Source organism: Pseudomonas sp. P5_152 (genome assembly GCF_033989915.1).
Taxonomy (GTDB): Bacteria; Pseudomonadota; Gammaproteobacteria; order Pseudomonadales; family Pseudomonadaceae; genus Aquipseudomonas.
The window spans coordinates 1,679,607-1,692,896 of sequence record NZ_JASFAH010000002.1; the positions used below are offsets into that span (position 1 = coordinate 1,679,607).

Genomic DNA, 13,290 nt, shown 5'->3' on the forward strand with positions numbered 1-13,290 from the left:
CCTCACTCGTCGTCGAGTGTTGCGACGACCTGACCCGGTTCCACCGGATCGCCGTCTTCTATCAGGAATGCACTCAGGCGACCGGCCGTCCCGGCGGTCAGTTCGGAGAACTGCTTCATGACCTCGATCAGGCCAATCACCGTGTCGGCGCTGACCTGCGCACCGACCTCGACGAAGTTCGCCGACTCCGGCGTGGCTTTGCGATAGAAGGTCCCTGGGAGTGGGGTGATAACTGTGTGTTCGGCCATGTCTGTTCCTTTTGGAATAGTTGTAGAAAGGCAGGCAAAAAATTCATCGATGGGCAGCCCGGACGTCTGTAGCGCCCGGTACCAAACCCAGCTTCAGCGAGGGGCGCGCACCGTGATCCCGGCTGCGTCCAGCGCCTTGCGTGTCGCCTCGACCAACGCCAGGGCACCCGGCGTATCGCTGTGCAGACAAATTGAGTCGAAGTCGATCGCCAGGTCCTGGCCCTCGACCGTGCGCACCAGGCCTTCCTGGCAGGCACGCAGCACCCGCGCGGCGACCTGGTCCGGATCGTGGGCGCGCACATTGCGGGTAAAGACAATGGAGCCGCTGAGGTCGTACTCGCGGTCGGCGTAGAACTCGCGAATCACCGGCTGGCCGAGTTCTGTCGCGACGCGCCAGATGACTGAGCCGGGCATGCAATACAGCAGCAGGTCGGGCTCCAGGCGCTGCAGGTTTTCCACCAGCAACCGAGCCGCTTCCTCGTCCCGCGCCAGGTGCATGTACAACGCGCCGTGGGGCTTGATGTGTTGCAGGGCCACGCCCTGGACTCGCGCCAGTTCGCGCAGGGCGCCGAGTTGATAGAGCATGTCGTCGACCAGTTCCTGGGCCGGTGCATTGATGTGCCGGCGACCGAAACCTACCAGGTCGCGGAACCCCGGGTGTGCGCCGATGGCCACGCCGAGGCGCTTGGCCTGTTCGACGGTGCGGCGCATGGTGCCGGGGTCGCCGGCATGGAAACCGGTGGCGATATTGGCCGAACTGATGAACCCCATCAGCTCAGTGTCGACACCATCGCCGATGGTCCATGGGCCGAAGCCTTCACCCATGTCCGAATTGAAATCTACTGCCTGCATGACACGTGCTCCTGACGCTTGTGACTTCATGCAGGCCACGTTAAATTCCGCTCACCCCCCTTGGGAAGATCTATTAACAGATAGGGTATCTTCTGAAAAACAGATACCTGTTCGATCGGAGTCTCAATGTCACTGACCCTGCGCCAGGTCCGCTATTTCGTCGCCACCGCCGAGATCGGGCAGATTTCCCAAGCGGCGATTCACTTGAACATCTCCCAGTCAGCGGTGACCACCGCGATCAAGGAGCTGGAGGGCATGCTCGGCACCCTGCTGTTCCAGCGCTCGGCCCAGGGCATGAGCCTGACCGATGCCGGCCGGCACTTTCTCAACCGCGCCTACGTGATTCTGCGCAGCGTCGATGATGCCCTCAACAGCCCGCTGCCGGATGTGCGTGCCAGCGGCCGGCTGCGCCTGGCAGCCAGCTACACGGTCATCGGCTACTTCCTGCCCCACCATCTGCAACGCCTGGAACACTGGCACCCGGATGTCGCCATCGAAGTCCACGAACAGGAGCGCCAGGCCATCGAACAAGGCTTGCTGGAGGGACGTTTCGACATGGCGGTGGTGCTGACCGCGAACCTCACGCACCCCGATATCGTCTCGGAAATCCTGTTCAACTCCGAGCGGCGCCTGTGGCTGCCCAGCCATCACCCCCTGTGCGAGCGCTCGGCTGTCAGCCTGGCTGATGTGGCCCAGGAGCCCTACATCCTGCTGACCGTCGACGAGGCCGAGCAGGCGGCAATGCGCTACTGGGAACACGCCCACCAGCAACCGAAAGTGCGGGTGCGCACCAGCTCCGTGGAAGCGGTGCGCAGCATGGTCGCCAATGGCAGCGGCGTGGCGATCCTCTCGGACCTGGTGCACCGCCCCTGGTCACTGGAGGGCAAGCGCATCGAGACCCTCACCATCACCGATCCAGTGACCCCCATGAGCGTGGGCCTGGCCTGGCACCGCGAGCGGGAATTTACCCCGGCGATGCAGGCGTTCCGGGATTACTTCCACGATGCGTTCCTGGCCCCGCAACAACTGTCGAGCAGACGCTGAGTTGGGACGCACTTGCAAGATCAGGTCAATCACCGCACTGCCCGTGCCAGCAACATCCGCTCCCGCAGCACGTCATAAACCCAGTGGTAGACATAGGTGTACGGCAGGAAAAACAGCAGCACCCCGATGTCGAGAATCAGCGCCTGCAGCAGGCTGACGTTCAGCCACCAGGCAATCAGCGGCACACTGATTGCCACCAGGCCGCCCTCGAACAGTAAGGCATGCAACACCCGGGTCGCGGCACTGGGCACCAGCGCCAGACGCTTGAGCAAGCGGTCGAACAGTCCGTTGAACAACACGTTCCAGGCCAGGGCAATCAGGCCGATGGCAATGGTCGCGACGCCCATGTCGACCAGCGGCTTGTCCATCAGCCACGCCAGCAAAGGCGTACACAGCATGACCGCCAACAGTTCAAAGCCGATGGCTTGCAACACATGTTCAGTGAGGGATTTATGAGGACTCATGAGCCGGCTCCGGTGGGTGAATGTGTTGCCATCATCCGGCACAGCACCGATACTTCATAACCATTAACCATCGATCAAGGCGATAGTTCATGGCCTCACATGAAGTCCTGCTGGCATTCGTCCAGGCAGCCACCCAAGGCTCGTTTTCCGCGGCGGCGCGCAAGCTGGGCAAGAGCCAGTCGACCATCAGCGCGGCGGTGGCCAGCCTGGAAATCGACCTCGACCTGACACTGTTCGACCGCAGCAGCCGCAAGCCCGCCCTGACCTTGGCCGGGCATGTGTTGTTGCAACGCGCCGAGGACATCCTCGCCGCCACCAGCCGCCTGGAAATGAGCGCCGCGCAATTGTCCCTGGGGGTTGAACCGAAGCTCACCATCGCGCTTTCCGACACCTACCAATCGGATCGCTTCGAAGCCGCCTTGCAGGCTTTCGAACAGCGTTATCCGGACCTCGAGCTGGAATGCCTGATCGCCGAATGCGACGACTTGATCGCCTTGGTGCAACGCGGGCGCGCGCACTTGGCGTTCGCCGAAATGCAGGAGCGCTACCCGCCGGACCTGGACAGCGCCACCGTCGATGAGCACACCGAGATCGCCCTGTTCGTCGCGCCCACACACCCGTTGGCGAGCCTGCAGAAAATCGATCGGCAAACCCTGCAACAACACCGCGAATTGCGCCTGGCGACCATCATCAATCCGTATGAGGTCCGGGCCCAGGGGCGGGTCTGGTCGGCCCCCAGTTACCTGATGCTGCTGGAAATGGCCCAGGGTGGGTTCGGTTGGGCACCCCTGCCGCGCTGGCTGGTCGAGCGTTTTGGCGCCGGCACCCTACAGGAACTCAAGGTTCGCGGCTGGCCCCGACCGGTCTCGGTGGATGCGCTCTGGTCACGCTTGCACCCGCCGGGTCCGGCAGGCCGCTGGTTGCTGGACAGGATGCTCGAGTGACGCCCGCCTCAGGTGCGCGCCAACTCGGCCAGGCGCCGCTCGATGAAGCGGCGTTCCGGCACTTGCTGGGTCAGTTCCAGGGCACGCTGATAGGCCGCCCTCGCCTCCGCAACGCGACCCAATTGCCGACAGAACTCGGCACGCGCCGAATGCGCCAGGTGGTAATCGAGCAACTCGCCACGCTGCAAAATCCCATCGACCAGGGTCAACCCCGCCAAGGGCCCGTCACGCCGGGATAGCGCAGCGGCCCGATTGAGTTCAATCACCGGCGAAGGCAGCGCCTGCAGCAAGACGTCGTACAAACCGACGATCTGCGCCCAATCCGTGTCCCCGGCGGTGGGTGCCTCGGCATGCACCGCCGAGATCGCCGCCTGCAGGCAATACGGGCCGATCTCCCCCCGGCCCAGCGCATGCTCGATCAAGGCACAGCCCTCGGCGATCATCTGCGTGTCCCACAGCGAACGGTCCTGTTCATCGAGCACGATCAACTCTCCGCTGGCCGAAGTGCGCGCCGGGCGCCGCGACTCGTTGAGCAGCATCAGGGCCAGCAACCCCATCACCTCCGGCTCCGGCAGCAACTCCAGAAGCAGGCGCCCCAGGCGAATCGCCTCGCGTGTCAGGTCTTCGCGGGTCAGTTCACTGCCCACCGAGGCCGAGTAACCTTCGTTGAACACCAGGTAAATCACCCGCAGAACGCTGTCCAGGCGCTCGGGCAACTCAGCCAGGGACGGCACTTGATAGGGGATTTTGGCGTCGCGAATCTTGGCCTTGGCCCGCACGATTCGCTGGGCAATGGTGGCCGGCGCGGCGAGAAAGGCGCGGGCAATTTCTTCGGTGGTCAGGTCGCAGACTTCACGCAGCGTCAGCGGCACTTGCGCATCGGCGGCCAGTGCCGGGTGACAACAGGTGAAGATCAAGCGCAAGCGATCGTCTTGCACGTCCTCGACACTCCATTGCGCCTCCTCGAGTTCTTCGAGTTGCGCCACCAATTGCGCCTGGGACGCGGCAAACCGGGCTCGCCGACGCAGGCCGTCGATGGCTTTGAAGCGCCCGGTGGACACCAGCCAGGCCCGCGGATTGTCCGGCACCCCGTCCCGCTGCCAGCGTTCGACCGCGACGAAGAAGGCTTCCTGCAGGGCCTCTTCGGCCAGGTCGAAATCCCCCAGCAAACGAATCAGGGTGGCGAGGATGCGCCGCGAGTCGTTACGGTAGACCGTCTCGACCAGCGCCTTGACCGCCTCGTCCGGCATCAGTCCGGCATGCCGCTGGTCACCAGGGCCTCCAGCCGGTCGAGGCTCTGGCCCCAACCGTCATGAAAACCCATGCCCTCGTGGGCCTGCCGATCGGCCTCGCTCCAGTGCATGGCGCGTGCGGTGTAGAGGGTCTTGCCGTCGACGTCGTCAAAGGTCACTTCAGCGGTCATGAACGGTTTGCCCGAAGGAATCCAGCCGGGCGCATAGGCATCGGTGAACACCAGCCGCTGCGGCGCATGAATCTCCAGGAACACCCCGCTGGTGGGGTACTCGCTACCATCGGGTGCGCGCATCAGGGTGCGAAACCGGCCGCCGACCCACAGGTCCATTTCGCACTCCGGCGTGGTCATGCCGTGCGGCCCCCACCATTGGGCGAGCCACTGCGGCTCCGTCCAGGCACGGAACACCTTGCTGCGCGGCGCATCGATCAGGCGGCTGATGGACAACTCGAAGGCTGCTGGCTCAGCGCCAGCGTGAGGGATGCTCATACATAGACTCCTGCTTGATTATTGTTCTTAGGGGGGTGATCAGGGATTCAGCTGGCGTACCGGACGCACTTCCACGCTGCCGACCCGGGCCGCCGGAATCTTCCCGGCCACCTGGATCGCCTCATTGAGGTCCTTGGCCTCGATCAGGTAGAAACCGGCCAATTGCTCCTTGGTTTCGGCGAACGGACCGTCGGTGATCGACAGCTTGCCGCCCCGCAGGCGCACCGTGGTGGCGCTTTGCACTGGCTGCAAGGCCTCGGCGGCGAGCATCCGCCCACTGCCCTGGACCGATTCGGCATACGCCATACACTCAGCGTCTTCGGGGCTGTCAGGTGAACTGTGCAGCACACGCTCGTCGCTGTAGACCAGGCATAGATATTTCATCAGGCTCTCCCACATCAGGCTGATCAACTATGGCTGCAGATTGCAGGTTGGGTAAAAAACCCGACGATCAGGGCTGCAGTTCGAACAACGCCGCGCCACTGGCCATGTCGAAGGGCGCCGACCAATGCTCGTGGACGATTCGCCATTGCCCGCCGATCCGCTGATAGCCGGCGGTGGCACGCATCCAACTGCCCTTGACCTGACCCTGCTCATCCGCCCCGCCGCAGTGCACCAGCCAGTGGGCGAAAGCCAGGTCCTGGCCTTGCGCCACCTGCAGTTGTGCGAACTCGAACAGGTGCGGTCCCGGGCAATAGTTCAGGCACTCCTCCCAGTGTGCGCGGTAAGCCGCCTTGCCCTTGAATTGCAGGGCCTTGACCGCATCAAACGAGACGATGTCGTCGGCATAAAAGCCCATCAGCGCCTCAAGGTCCTTGGCGACTATCGCTTGTCGGTAGCGTTCGATCAGGGTCTGGATCTCAGTGTTTTCGGTTAACGCATTCATGACGCAACTCCGAGTGTTTACTGTGAAGACACTCTTAGTCGACTGGTGCAAAGGCAAATCGACAGGCCAAAAAAAATAATTGCGAGTGCGCCAAACTGGCTAAAATCCGAGCCTCAGTTTTTCGCCGCAGGGATCCCGCCAATGGCCACGCACCTCGTGCCCTACCAACAGCTTTCGGCGCTGCAACGCCAACAGGTGGAATGCATCGAGATCGATCCGTTGCAGAAGTCATTCGCCGGCGATATTCATGGCGCACTGCACTCGCTGAGCGCAGCCGCAGGCGATGCAATCCGCGGTTTTGCGCTGGTCGCCGACGACATCCCCGTGGCCTTCCTGCTGCTCAAGCGCCCGCCCTTCCTGCCGGCCTGGGCCAGCCAGGACACCGCCACCCTGCATGCCTTGCAGGTCGACCGTCGCTGCCAGGGCCAGGGCTACGGCAAGGCCTGCCTACAAGCCCTGCCCGAGGTTGCGCGGCAGGCCTGGCCCGAGATCAATGGCCTGGAATTGTCCGTGGATACCCACAATGAGGCGGCGCTGGGGCTTTATCTCAAGCAGGGCTGGATCGACAGCGGCGACGCCTACAAAGGCCGGATCGGCTATGAGCGGCGCATGGCCCTGGCCTTCTGAATCAACCACACGTGCTGTGCATCACTGAGCGGGCGACGGTGCCTACAGGTCCAGCGCCATCTCGTGCCAGGCCAACCCGCCATGCTCCGAGGCTGACTCCTTGAGGTAGGCAAAACCGAACCCGGCATACAGGCCAACGTGCTGCTCGCGGCACATCAGGTTGATGCGGATCTTGCCCAGCTCGCGCATGTGCGCGATAAACGCGCTCATCAACTGCTTGGCCAGGCCCAGCCCCTGGAAGTCCGGGTGCACCACCACCGACATGATCACCACCTGTGGACCGTCGGGGTCATGGCCGATCATTTCCTTGAAGGCTTCGTCGGCCATTTCCACCTGGTAGGCGGCGCCGGAATTGATGAAGCCTGCGACGACACCCTCGACCTCGGCCACGATAAAACCCTGCGGCCAGGTCTCGATGCGGGTGGCGATTTTCTCCCGGGTGGCCGCTTCATCGCCCTCGTAGGCCTCGGTTTCGATGGCGAAACAGCGGTCCAGATCAGCCGGCGTGACCTGGCGAATGACAGTCGTGGGAGCGTTCATGGCGGGGGTCCAGTCAGCGAAAAAAGGGGGCGCAAGCATAATTCAATCCGCCGCGCATATCGATCCTGCGCCCCGTTCTCGCGTGGCTCAAGCGGCTTTGAGGGGTACCCAGATCTCCAGCACGCCCTGCCCGGTTTGCGGGTCAAAGTCGGCGCTGTAACGCTCGAACTCGGGTGCATCCGCAGCCTCGCGGCCTGAGGCCGGCAGCCAGCTTTTCCAGATGTACTCAAAGGTTTGCGCCAGGCTGTCCAGGCCACCTTGATGGGTGAACACTGCATACTGCTGGGGCTGGATTTCCACCCAGCGATAGGTCTCGGGCAGGTCGTCGAGCTTGCTGATTTCGACCCCGGCGACGTACTCGAAACCACCCTTGCCATCCGGGTTGCAACACACGCCATAGGTCAAGTCGCCCGTTTGCCCCGGCACCTTGCCGATGTGCGGAATAAAACGCTCCCAGAGCTTGGGAATGCCCTCGGTGGCGTCCACGGCAAATCGTCCGCCCAGTCCGGCGATCAGCATAAAATGCCCCGTTTCGAAGCGCGGCTGCGCCGCCACCTGCTGTTTTGGCTGATCCACGAATCACCTCCTGCCACTGAAAATTGGGTTCGGCTGGGAGTATAGAAGCGAAACCGAATTCCCCCAGTCAAAGCCCAGGAAGTTCTGCCACGCCAGCCGCGCCGATAAACTCCTGGTAACCCGATAGGATCACGTAGACCGCGAAATAGCAGAAGATCGCTGCAGATGCCAGGTAGCTATAGCGCATCAGTTTATCGCCCAGCAACTTGCCGCCCTGGGTCGCAGCCAGGCACAAGGCCAGGCACCAGAGAATTCCGGCGCAAAAGAACCCGGCCAGGAACAACCCGGCACTGGCCAGGCTGCTGCCGCCTGCGCGGGCAATCAGGGTCCCGCCCACCGCGGCGAACCAGAGAATGGCACTGGGCGAGGACATCGCCAGGAAAATCCCGCGAAAGAACTCCCGACGATGGGAGCCGCCACTGACCTCTGCTGTCTGCGCCAGGGCGGCGCTGTGGTGGATCGCCGAGTAGATCATCTTCGCCGCGAAGTACAGCAACAGCACCGAACCGCCGACCCACAGCACCCAGCGCACCGCCGAGTACTGCAGCAGAACGGTCATGCCGGCCAGCGCCAGCACCGCGTAGACCAGGTCGCCGACACAGGTGCCCAGGCCCAGGGCAAACCCTTGGAAATAGCCGCGCTGCATGGCCAGGGTGATCATTGCAATGTTGGCCACGCCGATATCCAGGCACAGCGAAAGGCTCAGTAAAAAGCCGCTGGAAAACTCCATTTTTTTATCCTGTTGCTGTCAGTGCCGGGGAAAAAAGTTGCTGGATGCCTCTGGACAAGCGGCCATCGGCGCCCTTATCGTGCGCCCAGACCACCGCAGTGGTCGGCGTCGCTCGGACGGTTCCGGGCGCTCACGTTATCAGAGGCAACAATGGCAGACCAAGGTTCGCCGCGCCGCTTTGCGCGCATAGATCGACTCCCCCCTTACGTATTCAATATCACTGCCGAGCTGAAGATGGCCGCCCGTCGTCGTGGCGAAGACATCATCGACTTGAGCATGGGCAACCCCGACGGCCCGACCCCGCCCCACATCGTCGACAAACTGGTTACCGTCGCCCAGCGCGAAGACACCCACGGCTACTCCACCTCCAAAGGCATTCCCCGCCTGCGCCGGGCTATTTCCCGCTGGTACAAGGATCGCTACGAGGTCGACATCGACCCGGAAAACGAAGCCATCGTCACCATCGGTTCCAAGGAAGGCCTGGCGCACCTGATGCTCGCCACCCTCGACCAGGGCGACACGGTACTGGTGCCCAACCCGAGCTACCCGATCCACATCTACGGTGCCGTGATTGCCGGTGCCCAGGTGCGTTCGGTGCCGCTGATTCCGGGCGTGGACTTCTTCGCAGAGCTGGAGCGGGCCATTCGTGGCTCGATCCCGAAACCGAAGATGATGATCCTCGGGTTCCCGTCCAACCCTACCGCGCAGTGCGTGGAGCTGGATTTCTTCGAACGGGTAATCGCCCTCGCCAAGCAGTACGACGTCCTCGTCGTGCACGACCTGGCCTACGCCGACATCGTCTACGACGGTTGGAAAGCCCCGTCGATCATGCAGGTACCAGGCGCCAAGGACATTGCCGTGGAGTTCTTCACCCTGTCCAAGAGCTACAACATGGCGGGCTGGCGCATCGGCTTCATGGTCGGCAACCCGGAACTGGTCAACGCCCTGGCGCGGATCAAGAGCTACCACGACTACGGCACCTTCACCCCGCTGCAAGTCGCCGCTATCGCGGCACTGGAAGGCGACCAGCAGTGCGTCAAGGACATCGCCGAGCAATACCGGCAACGCCGCAACGTGCTGGTCAAGGGCCTGCATGAACTGGGCTGGATGGTCGAGAACCCGAAAGCTTCGATGTACGTCTGGGCGAAGATCCCCGAAGCCTATGCCCACCTGGGTTCGCTGGAATTCGCCAAGAAGCTGCTGGCCGAGGCCAAGGTCTGTGTATCGCCCGGGGTGGGTTTTGGTGAGTACGGCGACGACCACGTGCGCTTCGCCCTGATCGAGAACCAGGACCGGATTCGCCAGGCGGTGCGGGGGATTCGCGGGATGTTCCGCGCGGATGGGTTAGTCACTAAGTAAGACGATCAGCCACAAAAAAACCGCATCGCTGCGGTTTTTTTGTGGCTGCGAAACGCTTAGACGAACAACGACAACAGCAGGATAAAGCCCAGCGCGACGATGGACAGGATGGTTTCCATCGCGGTCCAGGTCTTGAAGGTTTCCGCCACGGTCATGTTGAAGTACTGCTTGACCAGCCAGAAGCCCGCGTCGTTGACGTGGGACAGGATCAGCGAGCCGGCACCGGTGGCCAGCACCAGCAGCTCACGGTTGACCCCTGGAATCATCCCCACCACTGGCACCACGATGCCCGCACCGGTAATGGTTGCGACAGTCGCCGAACCGGTCGCGATACGAATCACTGCCGCCACCAGCCATGCCAGCAGGATCGGTGAAATCTGGGCGCTTACGGCCATATGCCCGATCACATCACCCACACCGCTGGTCACCAGCATCTGCTTGAAGCCACCACCGGCACCGATGATCAGAATGATCGCGGCGGTTGGTGCGAGGCTGGCATCCAGCAGCTTGAGGATGCGCTTGGAGTCGATGCCCTGGCGATGGCCGAAGGTGTACAGCGACAGCAGCAACGCCAGCAGCAGCGCCGAGATCGGGTGACCGATCATGTCCATCCAGGTGCGGAAGAAGTTGCCGTCCGGCAGCGCGACGTCAGCGAAGGTCTTGAGCAGCATCAGGAACACCGGCAACAGCACGGTGAACAGGGTGATGCTGAAGCTTGGCAGGCTGGCCGAATCCGGTTCGCGGGCCAGTTGATCCACCAGTTCCTGGTTAGGGTGACCGGGGATGTACTTGGCAATGAACGTACCGTAGATCGGACCGGCAATGATCGCCGTCGGCAGAGCCACGATCAGGCCGTACAGAATGGTTTTACCGATGTCGGCGCCAAATACCCCAATGGCCAGCAACGGCCCCGGGTGTGGCGGCACCAGCCCGTGCACCGCCGACAGGCCGGCCAGCAGCGGGATACCGATCTTGATGATCGACACGCCCGTGCGCCGGGCCACGATGAACACCAGCGGGATCAGCAGCACGAAGCCGATTTCGAAGAACAGCGGAATGCCCACCAGGAACGCGGCAAACATCATCGCCCACTGCACCCGCTCTTTACCGAACGAGCGGATCAGGGTCTGGGCGATCTGGTCGGCCCCGCCCGATTCGGCCATCATTTTGCCGAGCATGGTCCCCAGCGCCAGGATGATGCCGACAAACCCCAGTACCCCGCCAAAGCCGTCCTGGAACGCCTTGATGATGGTGCCGATCGGCATGCCCGATGTCAGGCCGAGGAACGCCGCGGCGATGATCAGCGCAATGAAGGGGTGGAACTTGAACTTGGTGATCAGGACAATCAAGCCGATCACCGTGACCACTGCATCAAGCAGCAGGAACGAGTCGTGGGACATGCCGAACATTAGGGGTGACTCCTGGTTGTTGTTGTTATTAAAGCGGGTAATTCGAAAGCCATCAGGACAGCGCTACCTTTAAAAACAAAACTCATACGGCGAGCTTCAGGCCATGCCCAAGCCACCAATGGTGGGCTTGCGCGGCCAATTGCTCGACGCTGTGGGTCGAAGCATCCAGCGCCAGGGTCAGCGCTTCGCCGACCGGGGACTCGAGCGTGGCGAACTGGCTGTCGATCAGGGTCGACGGCATGAAGTGGCCCGGACGATGGGACACCCGATCCGCGGCCACTTCCCGGGTCAGTTCCAGGAACACGAAGCCCAGGCCCGGCAAGGCGCTACGCAAGCGCTCGCGATAGCTGAGCTTGAGCGCCGAACAGGTCAGCACCGGGCGCTGGCCCGTGGCGTCGACGCGACGCAATTCGGCGCACAGGCTGTCGAGCCAGCCGGCACGGTCGTCGTCGTTCAGGGGAATACCGGCGCTCATCTTTTCGATGTTGGCCGCAGGGTGAAAGCTATCGCCTTCGATGCCGGTCGCGCCGCTGAGCTGGCACAAGGCCTCGCTGACGCTGGACTTGCCGCAGCCGGCCACGCCCATGATGACCAGGGCGGAGATTGGTTGACTCATGTAACACCTCAGCGCGAAGACAGCGCTACCTTTGCTCATTGAGACTCTAGTGCAAACGCAGCCATCGTCGACGTCTTCTTGTCATTTTTATGGGTTGCAGCACGTTCTTGCTCAACGCCAAATTGTAGGGATCAGGCAACCCCCGCTCATTCATTTGCAGACGCATCGAGACAGCGCTACCTTAGTGCCTTGAATTTTGTTTGGCAAGCCGCCCGATGACCTCCACTAAAAACGATAAAAATCCCCGCACCACTGGCCGCCCTACCCTCAATGAAGTTGCTCGCCTGGCGGGGGTCAGCCCGATCACCGCTTCCCGCGCCCTGCGTGGGGTCAGTACGGTGGCCACCGAACTGGTGGAAAAGGTCCAGCAGGCCGCCCTCGAACTCAATTATGTGGTCAACCCGGCCGCGCGTGCGCTGGCCTCGGCCCAGAGCCATTCGGTGGTGGTGCTGGTGCCCTCACTGTCGAACCTGCTGTTCATCGAAACCCTGGAAGCCATTCACCAGGTACTGCGGCCCAAAGGCTTCGAAGTGCTGATCGGCAACTTCCACTACTCCCGTGACGAAGAAGAAAACCTGCTGCGCAACTACATGGCCTATCAGCCACGCGGTTTGCTGCTGACCGGTTTTGATCGCACCGAAAGTTCGCGACGGATGATCGAGGCCAGCAACATCCCCTGCGTGTACATGATGGAACTGGACCACGCTGCCGGGGTGAACTGCGTCGGTTTTTCCCAACTCAGCGCCGGCGAAACGGCGGCCGAGCACTTGTTGTCCCGCGGCCGCAAGCGCCTGGCGTACATCGGCGCGCAGCTGGATCAGCGCACCTTGCTGCGCGGTGAAGGGTTCCGCCGGGCCTTGCAGAAGGCCGGTCGCTACGACCCGGACCTGGAAGTACTGACCCCGCGCGCGTCATCCGTGGGCCTGGGCGGCGAGTTGTTCCTGCAACTGCTGGCGGCCCAGCCGGATGTCGACGGGATCTTTTTCGGCAACGACGACCTGGCCCAGGGCGCATTGCTTGAGGCCCTGCGCCATGGCATCCAGATTCCCCAGCAGGTGGCGATTCTCGGTTTCAACGACTTGCCGATGTCCGAGCACATGGTGCCGCGCCTGAGCAGCATCTATACCCCCCGCGAAGCCATTGGCCGGCGCGCGGCGGAACAGATGCTGACGTTGATGGCGGGCAACAAGGTGGCGCGGCCGGTGGAAGACATGGGGTTTGAGCTGAAGATTCGCGAAAGCAGCTGAGACTGGC

At 62.5% G+C, this 13,290-nt stretch carries 17 protein-coding genes; 5 read left to right on the forward strand and 12 right to left on the reverse strand.

Translation table 11 applies throughout. The features are described 5' to 3' along the window. Nucleotides 1-2 precede the first annotated feature (2 nt). Complete coding sequence (locus QMK50_RS07490; RefSeq protein WP_095169786.1) at nucleotides 3-248, reverse strand: acetyl-CoA carboxylase; 246 nt, start codon at nucleotides 246-248, stop codon at nucleotides 3-5. Between the two features lie 93 nt (nucleotides 249-341). Continuing rightward, nucleotides 342-1,100 carry a 5-oxoprolinase subunit PxpA gene (locus QMK50_RS07495; protein ID WP_095169787.1) on the reverse strand — a complete coding sequence of 253 codons (759 nt, stop codon included), beginning with the start codon at nucleotides 1,098-1,100 and terminating at the stop codon, nucleotides 342-344. A 126-nt stretch (nucleotides 1,101-1,226) separates the two neighbouring features. Here QMK50_RS07495 and QMK50_RS07500 point away from each other — a divergent pair, with 126 nt between their 5' ends. Further along, entirely contained in the window at nucleotides 1,227-2,144 is a 918-nt protein-coding gene (locus tag QMK50_RS07500; protein ID WP_095169788.1) for a LysR family transcriptional regulator, read from the forward strand. A 29-nt stretch (nucleotides 2,145-2,173) separates the two neighbouring features. Here QMK50_RS07500 and QMK50_RS07505 read toward each other — a convergent pair whose 3' ends face one another. Next, nucleotides 2,174-2,608, reverse strand: a complete 435-nt coding sequence (locus tag QMK50_RS07505; protein WP_320332875.1) for a multidrug/biocide efflux PACE transporter — start codon at nucleotides 2,606-2,608, stop codon at nucleotides 2,174-2,176. Nucleotides 2,609-2,697: 89 nt separating this feature from the next. Here QMK50_RS07505 and QMK50_RS07510 point away from each other — a divergent pair, with 89 nt between their 5' ends. Further along, nucleotides 2,698-3,552 carry a LysR family transcriptional regulator gene (locus QMK50_RS07510; protein ID WP_320332876.1) on the forward strand — a complete coding sequence of 285 codons (855 nt, stop codon included), beginning with the start codon at nucleotides 2,698-2,700 and terminating at the stop codon, nucleotides 3,550-3,552. Nucleotides 3,553-3,560: 8 nt separating this feature from the next. On the opposite strand, the gene QMK50_RS07515 is transcribed toward QMK50_RS07510, so the two are convergent. The 4 genes from QMK50_RS07515 to QMK50_RS07530 form a co-directional block, all read right to left on the reverse strand. Next, nucleotides 3,561-4,802, reverse strand: a complete 1,242-nt coding sequence (locus tag QMK50_RS07515; RefSeq protein ID WP_320332877.1) for an RNA polymerase sigma factor — start codon at nucleotides 4,800-4,802, stop codon at nucleotides 3,561-3,563. Next, entirely contained in the window at nucleotides 4,802-5,293 is a 492-nt protein-coding gene (locus QMK50_RS07520; RefSeq protein ID WP_159997552.1) for an SRPBCC family protein, read from the reverse strand. The genes QMK50_RS07515 and QMK50_RS07520 overlap by 1 nt, the downstream gene beginning before the upstream one ends. 39 nt (nucleotides 5,294-5,332) lie before the next feature. Then, nucleotides 5,333-5,677: a YciI family protein gene (locus QMK50_RS07525; protein WP_159997554.1), complete on the reverse strand. Its 345-nt coding sequence runs from the start codon at nucleotides 5,675-5,677 to the stop codon at nucleotides 5,333-5,335. Nucleotides 5,678-5,744: 67 nt separating this feature from the next. Next, nucleotides 5,745-6,179, reverse strand: coding sequence for a YybH family protein (locus QMK50_RS07530; RefSeq protein ID WP_095169793.1), 435 nt, complete (start codon nucleotides 6,177-6,179; stop codon nucleotides 5,745-5,747). Nucleotides 6,180-6,320: 141 nt separating this feature from the next. Between QMK50_RS07530 and QMK50_RS07535 the strand changes: the two genes are divergently transcribed. Continuing rightward, the gene (locus QMK50_RS07535; protein ID WP_095169794.1) at nucleotides 6,321-6,806 is read left to right on the forward strand and encodes a GNAT family N-acetyltransferase; all 486 of its coding nucleotides are present in this window, start codon (nucleotides 6,321-6,323) and stop codon (nucleotides 6,804-6,806) included. A gap of 42 nt (nucleotides 6,807-6,848) precedes the next feature. On the opposite strand, the gene QMK50_RS07540 is transcribed toward QMK50_RS07535, so the two are convergent. The 3 genes from QMK50_RS07540 to QMK50_RS07550 form a co-directional block, all read right to left on the reverse strand. Next, on the reverse strand, nucleotides 6,849-7,346 hold the full coding sequence (locus tag QMK50_RS07540; RefSeq protein WP_095169795.1) for a GNAT family N-acetyltransferase: 498 nt from the start codon (nucleotides 7,344-7,346) through the stop codon (nucleotides 6,849-6,851). 87 nt (nucleotides 7,347-7,433) lie between these two features. Beyond that, nucleotides 7,434-7,922, reverse strand: a complete 489-nt coding sequence (locus QMK50_RS07545) for a GyrI-like domain-containing protein (protein ID WP_095169796.1) — start codon at nucleotides 7,920-7,922, stop codon at nucleotides 7,434-7,436. A gap of 67 nt (nucleotides 7,923-7,989) precedes the next feature. After that, entirely contained in the window at nucleotides 7,990-8,652 is a 663-nt protein-coding gene (locus QMK50_RS07550) for a LysE family translocator (protein ID WP_320332878.1), read from the reverse strand. Between the two features lie 150 nt (nucleotides 8,653-8,802). Between QMK50_RS07550 and alaC the strand changes: the two genes are divergently transcribed. Beyond that, nucleotides 8,803-10,011, forward strand: coding sequence for an alanine transaminase (gene alaC / locus QMK50_RS07555; protein WP_095169798.1), 1,209 nt, complete (start codon nucleotides 8,803-8,805; stop codon nucleotides 10,009-10,011). Nucleotides 10,012-10,067: 56 nt separating this feature from the next. On the opposite strand, the gene QMK50_RS07560 is transcribed toward alaC, so the two are convergent. Both QMK50_RS07560 and QMK50_RS07565 read right to left on the reverse strand, forming a co-directional pair. Then, the gene (locus QMK50_RS07560; RefSeq protein WP_095169799.1) at nucleotides 10,068-11,420 is read right to left on the reverse strand and encodes a GntP family permease; all 1,353 of its coding nucleotides are present in this window, start codon (nucleotides 11,418-11,420) and stop codon (nucleotides 10,068-10,070) included. An 82-nt stretch (nucleotides 11,421-11,502) separates the two neighbouring features. Then, nucleotides 11,503-12,036: a gluconokinase gene (locus QMK50_RS07565; RefSeq protein WP_095169800.1), complete on the reverse strand. Its 534-nt coding sequence runs from the start codon at nucleotides 12,034-12,036 to the stop codon at nucleotides 11,503-11,505. 215 nt (nucleotides 12,037-12,251) lie between these two features. Here QMK50_RS07565 and QMK50_RS07570 point away from each other — a divergent pair, with 215 nt between their 5' ends. Next, entirely contained in the window at nucleotides 12,252-13,283 is a 1,032-nt protein-coding gene (locus tag QMK50_RS07570; RefSeq protein ID WP_095169801.1) for a LacI family DNA-binding transcriptional regulator, read from the forward strand. The last annotated feature ends 7 nt before the right edge of the window (nucleotides 13,284-13,290 follow it).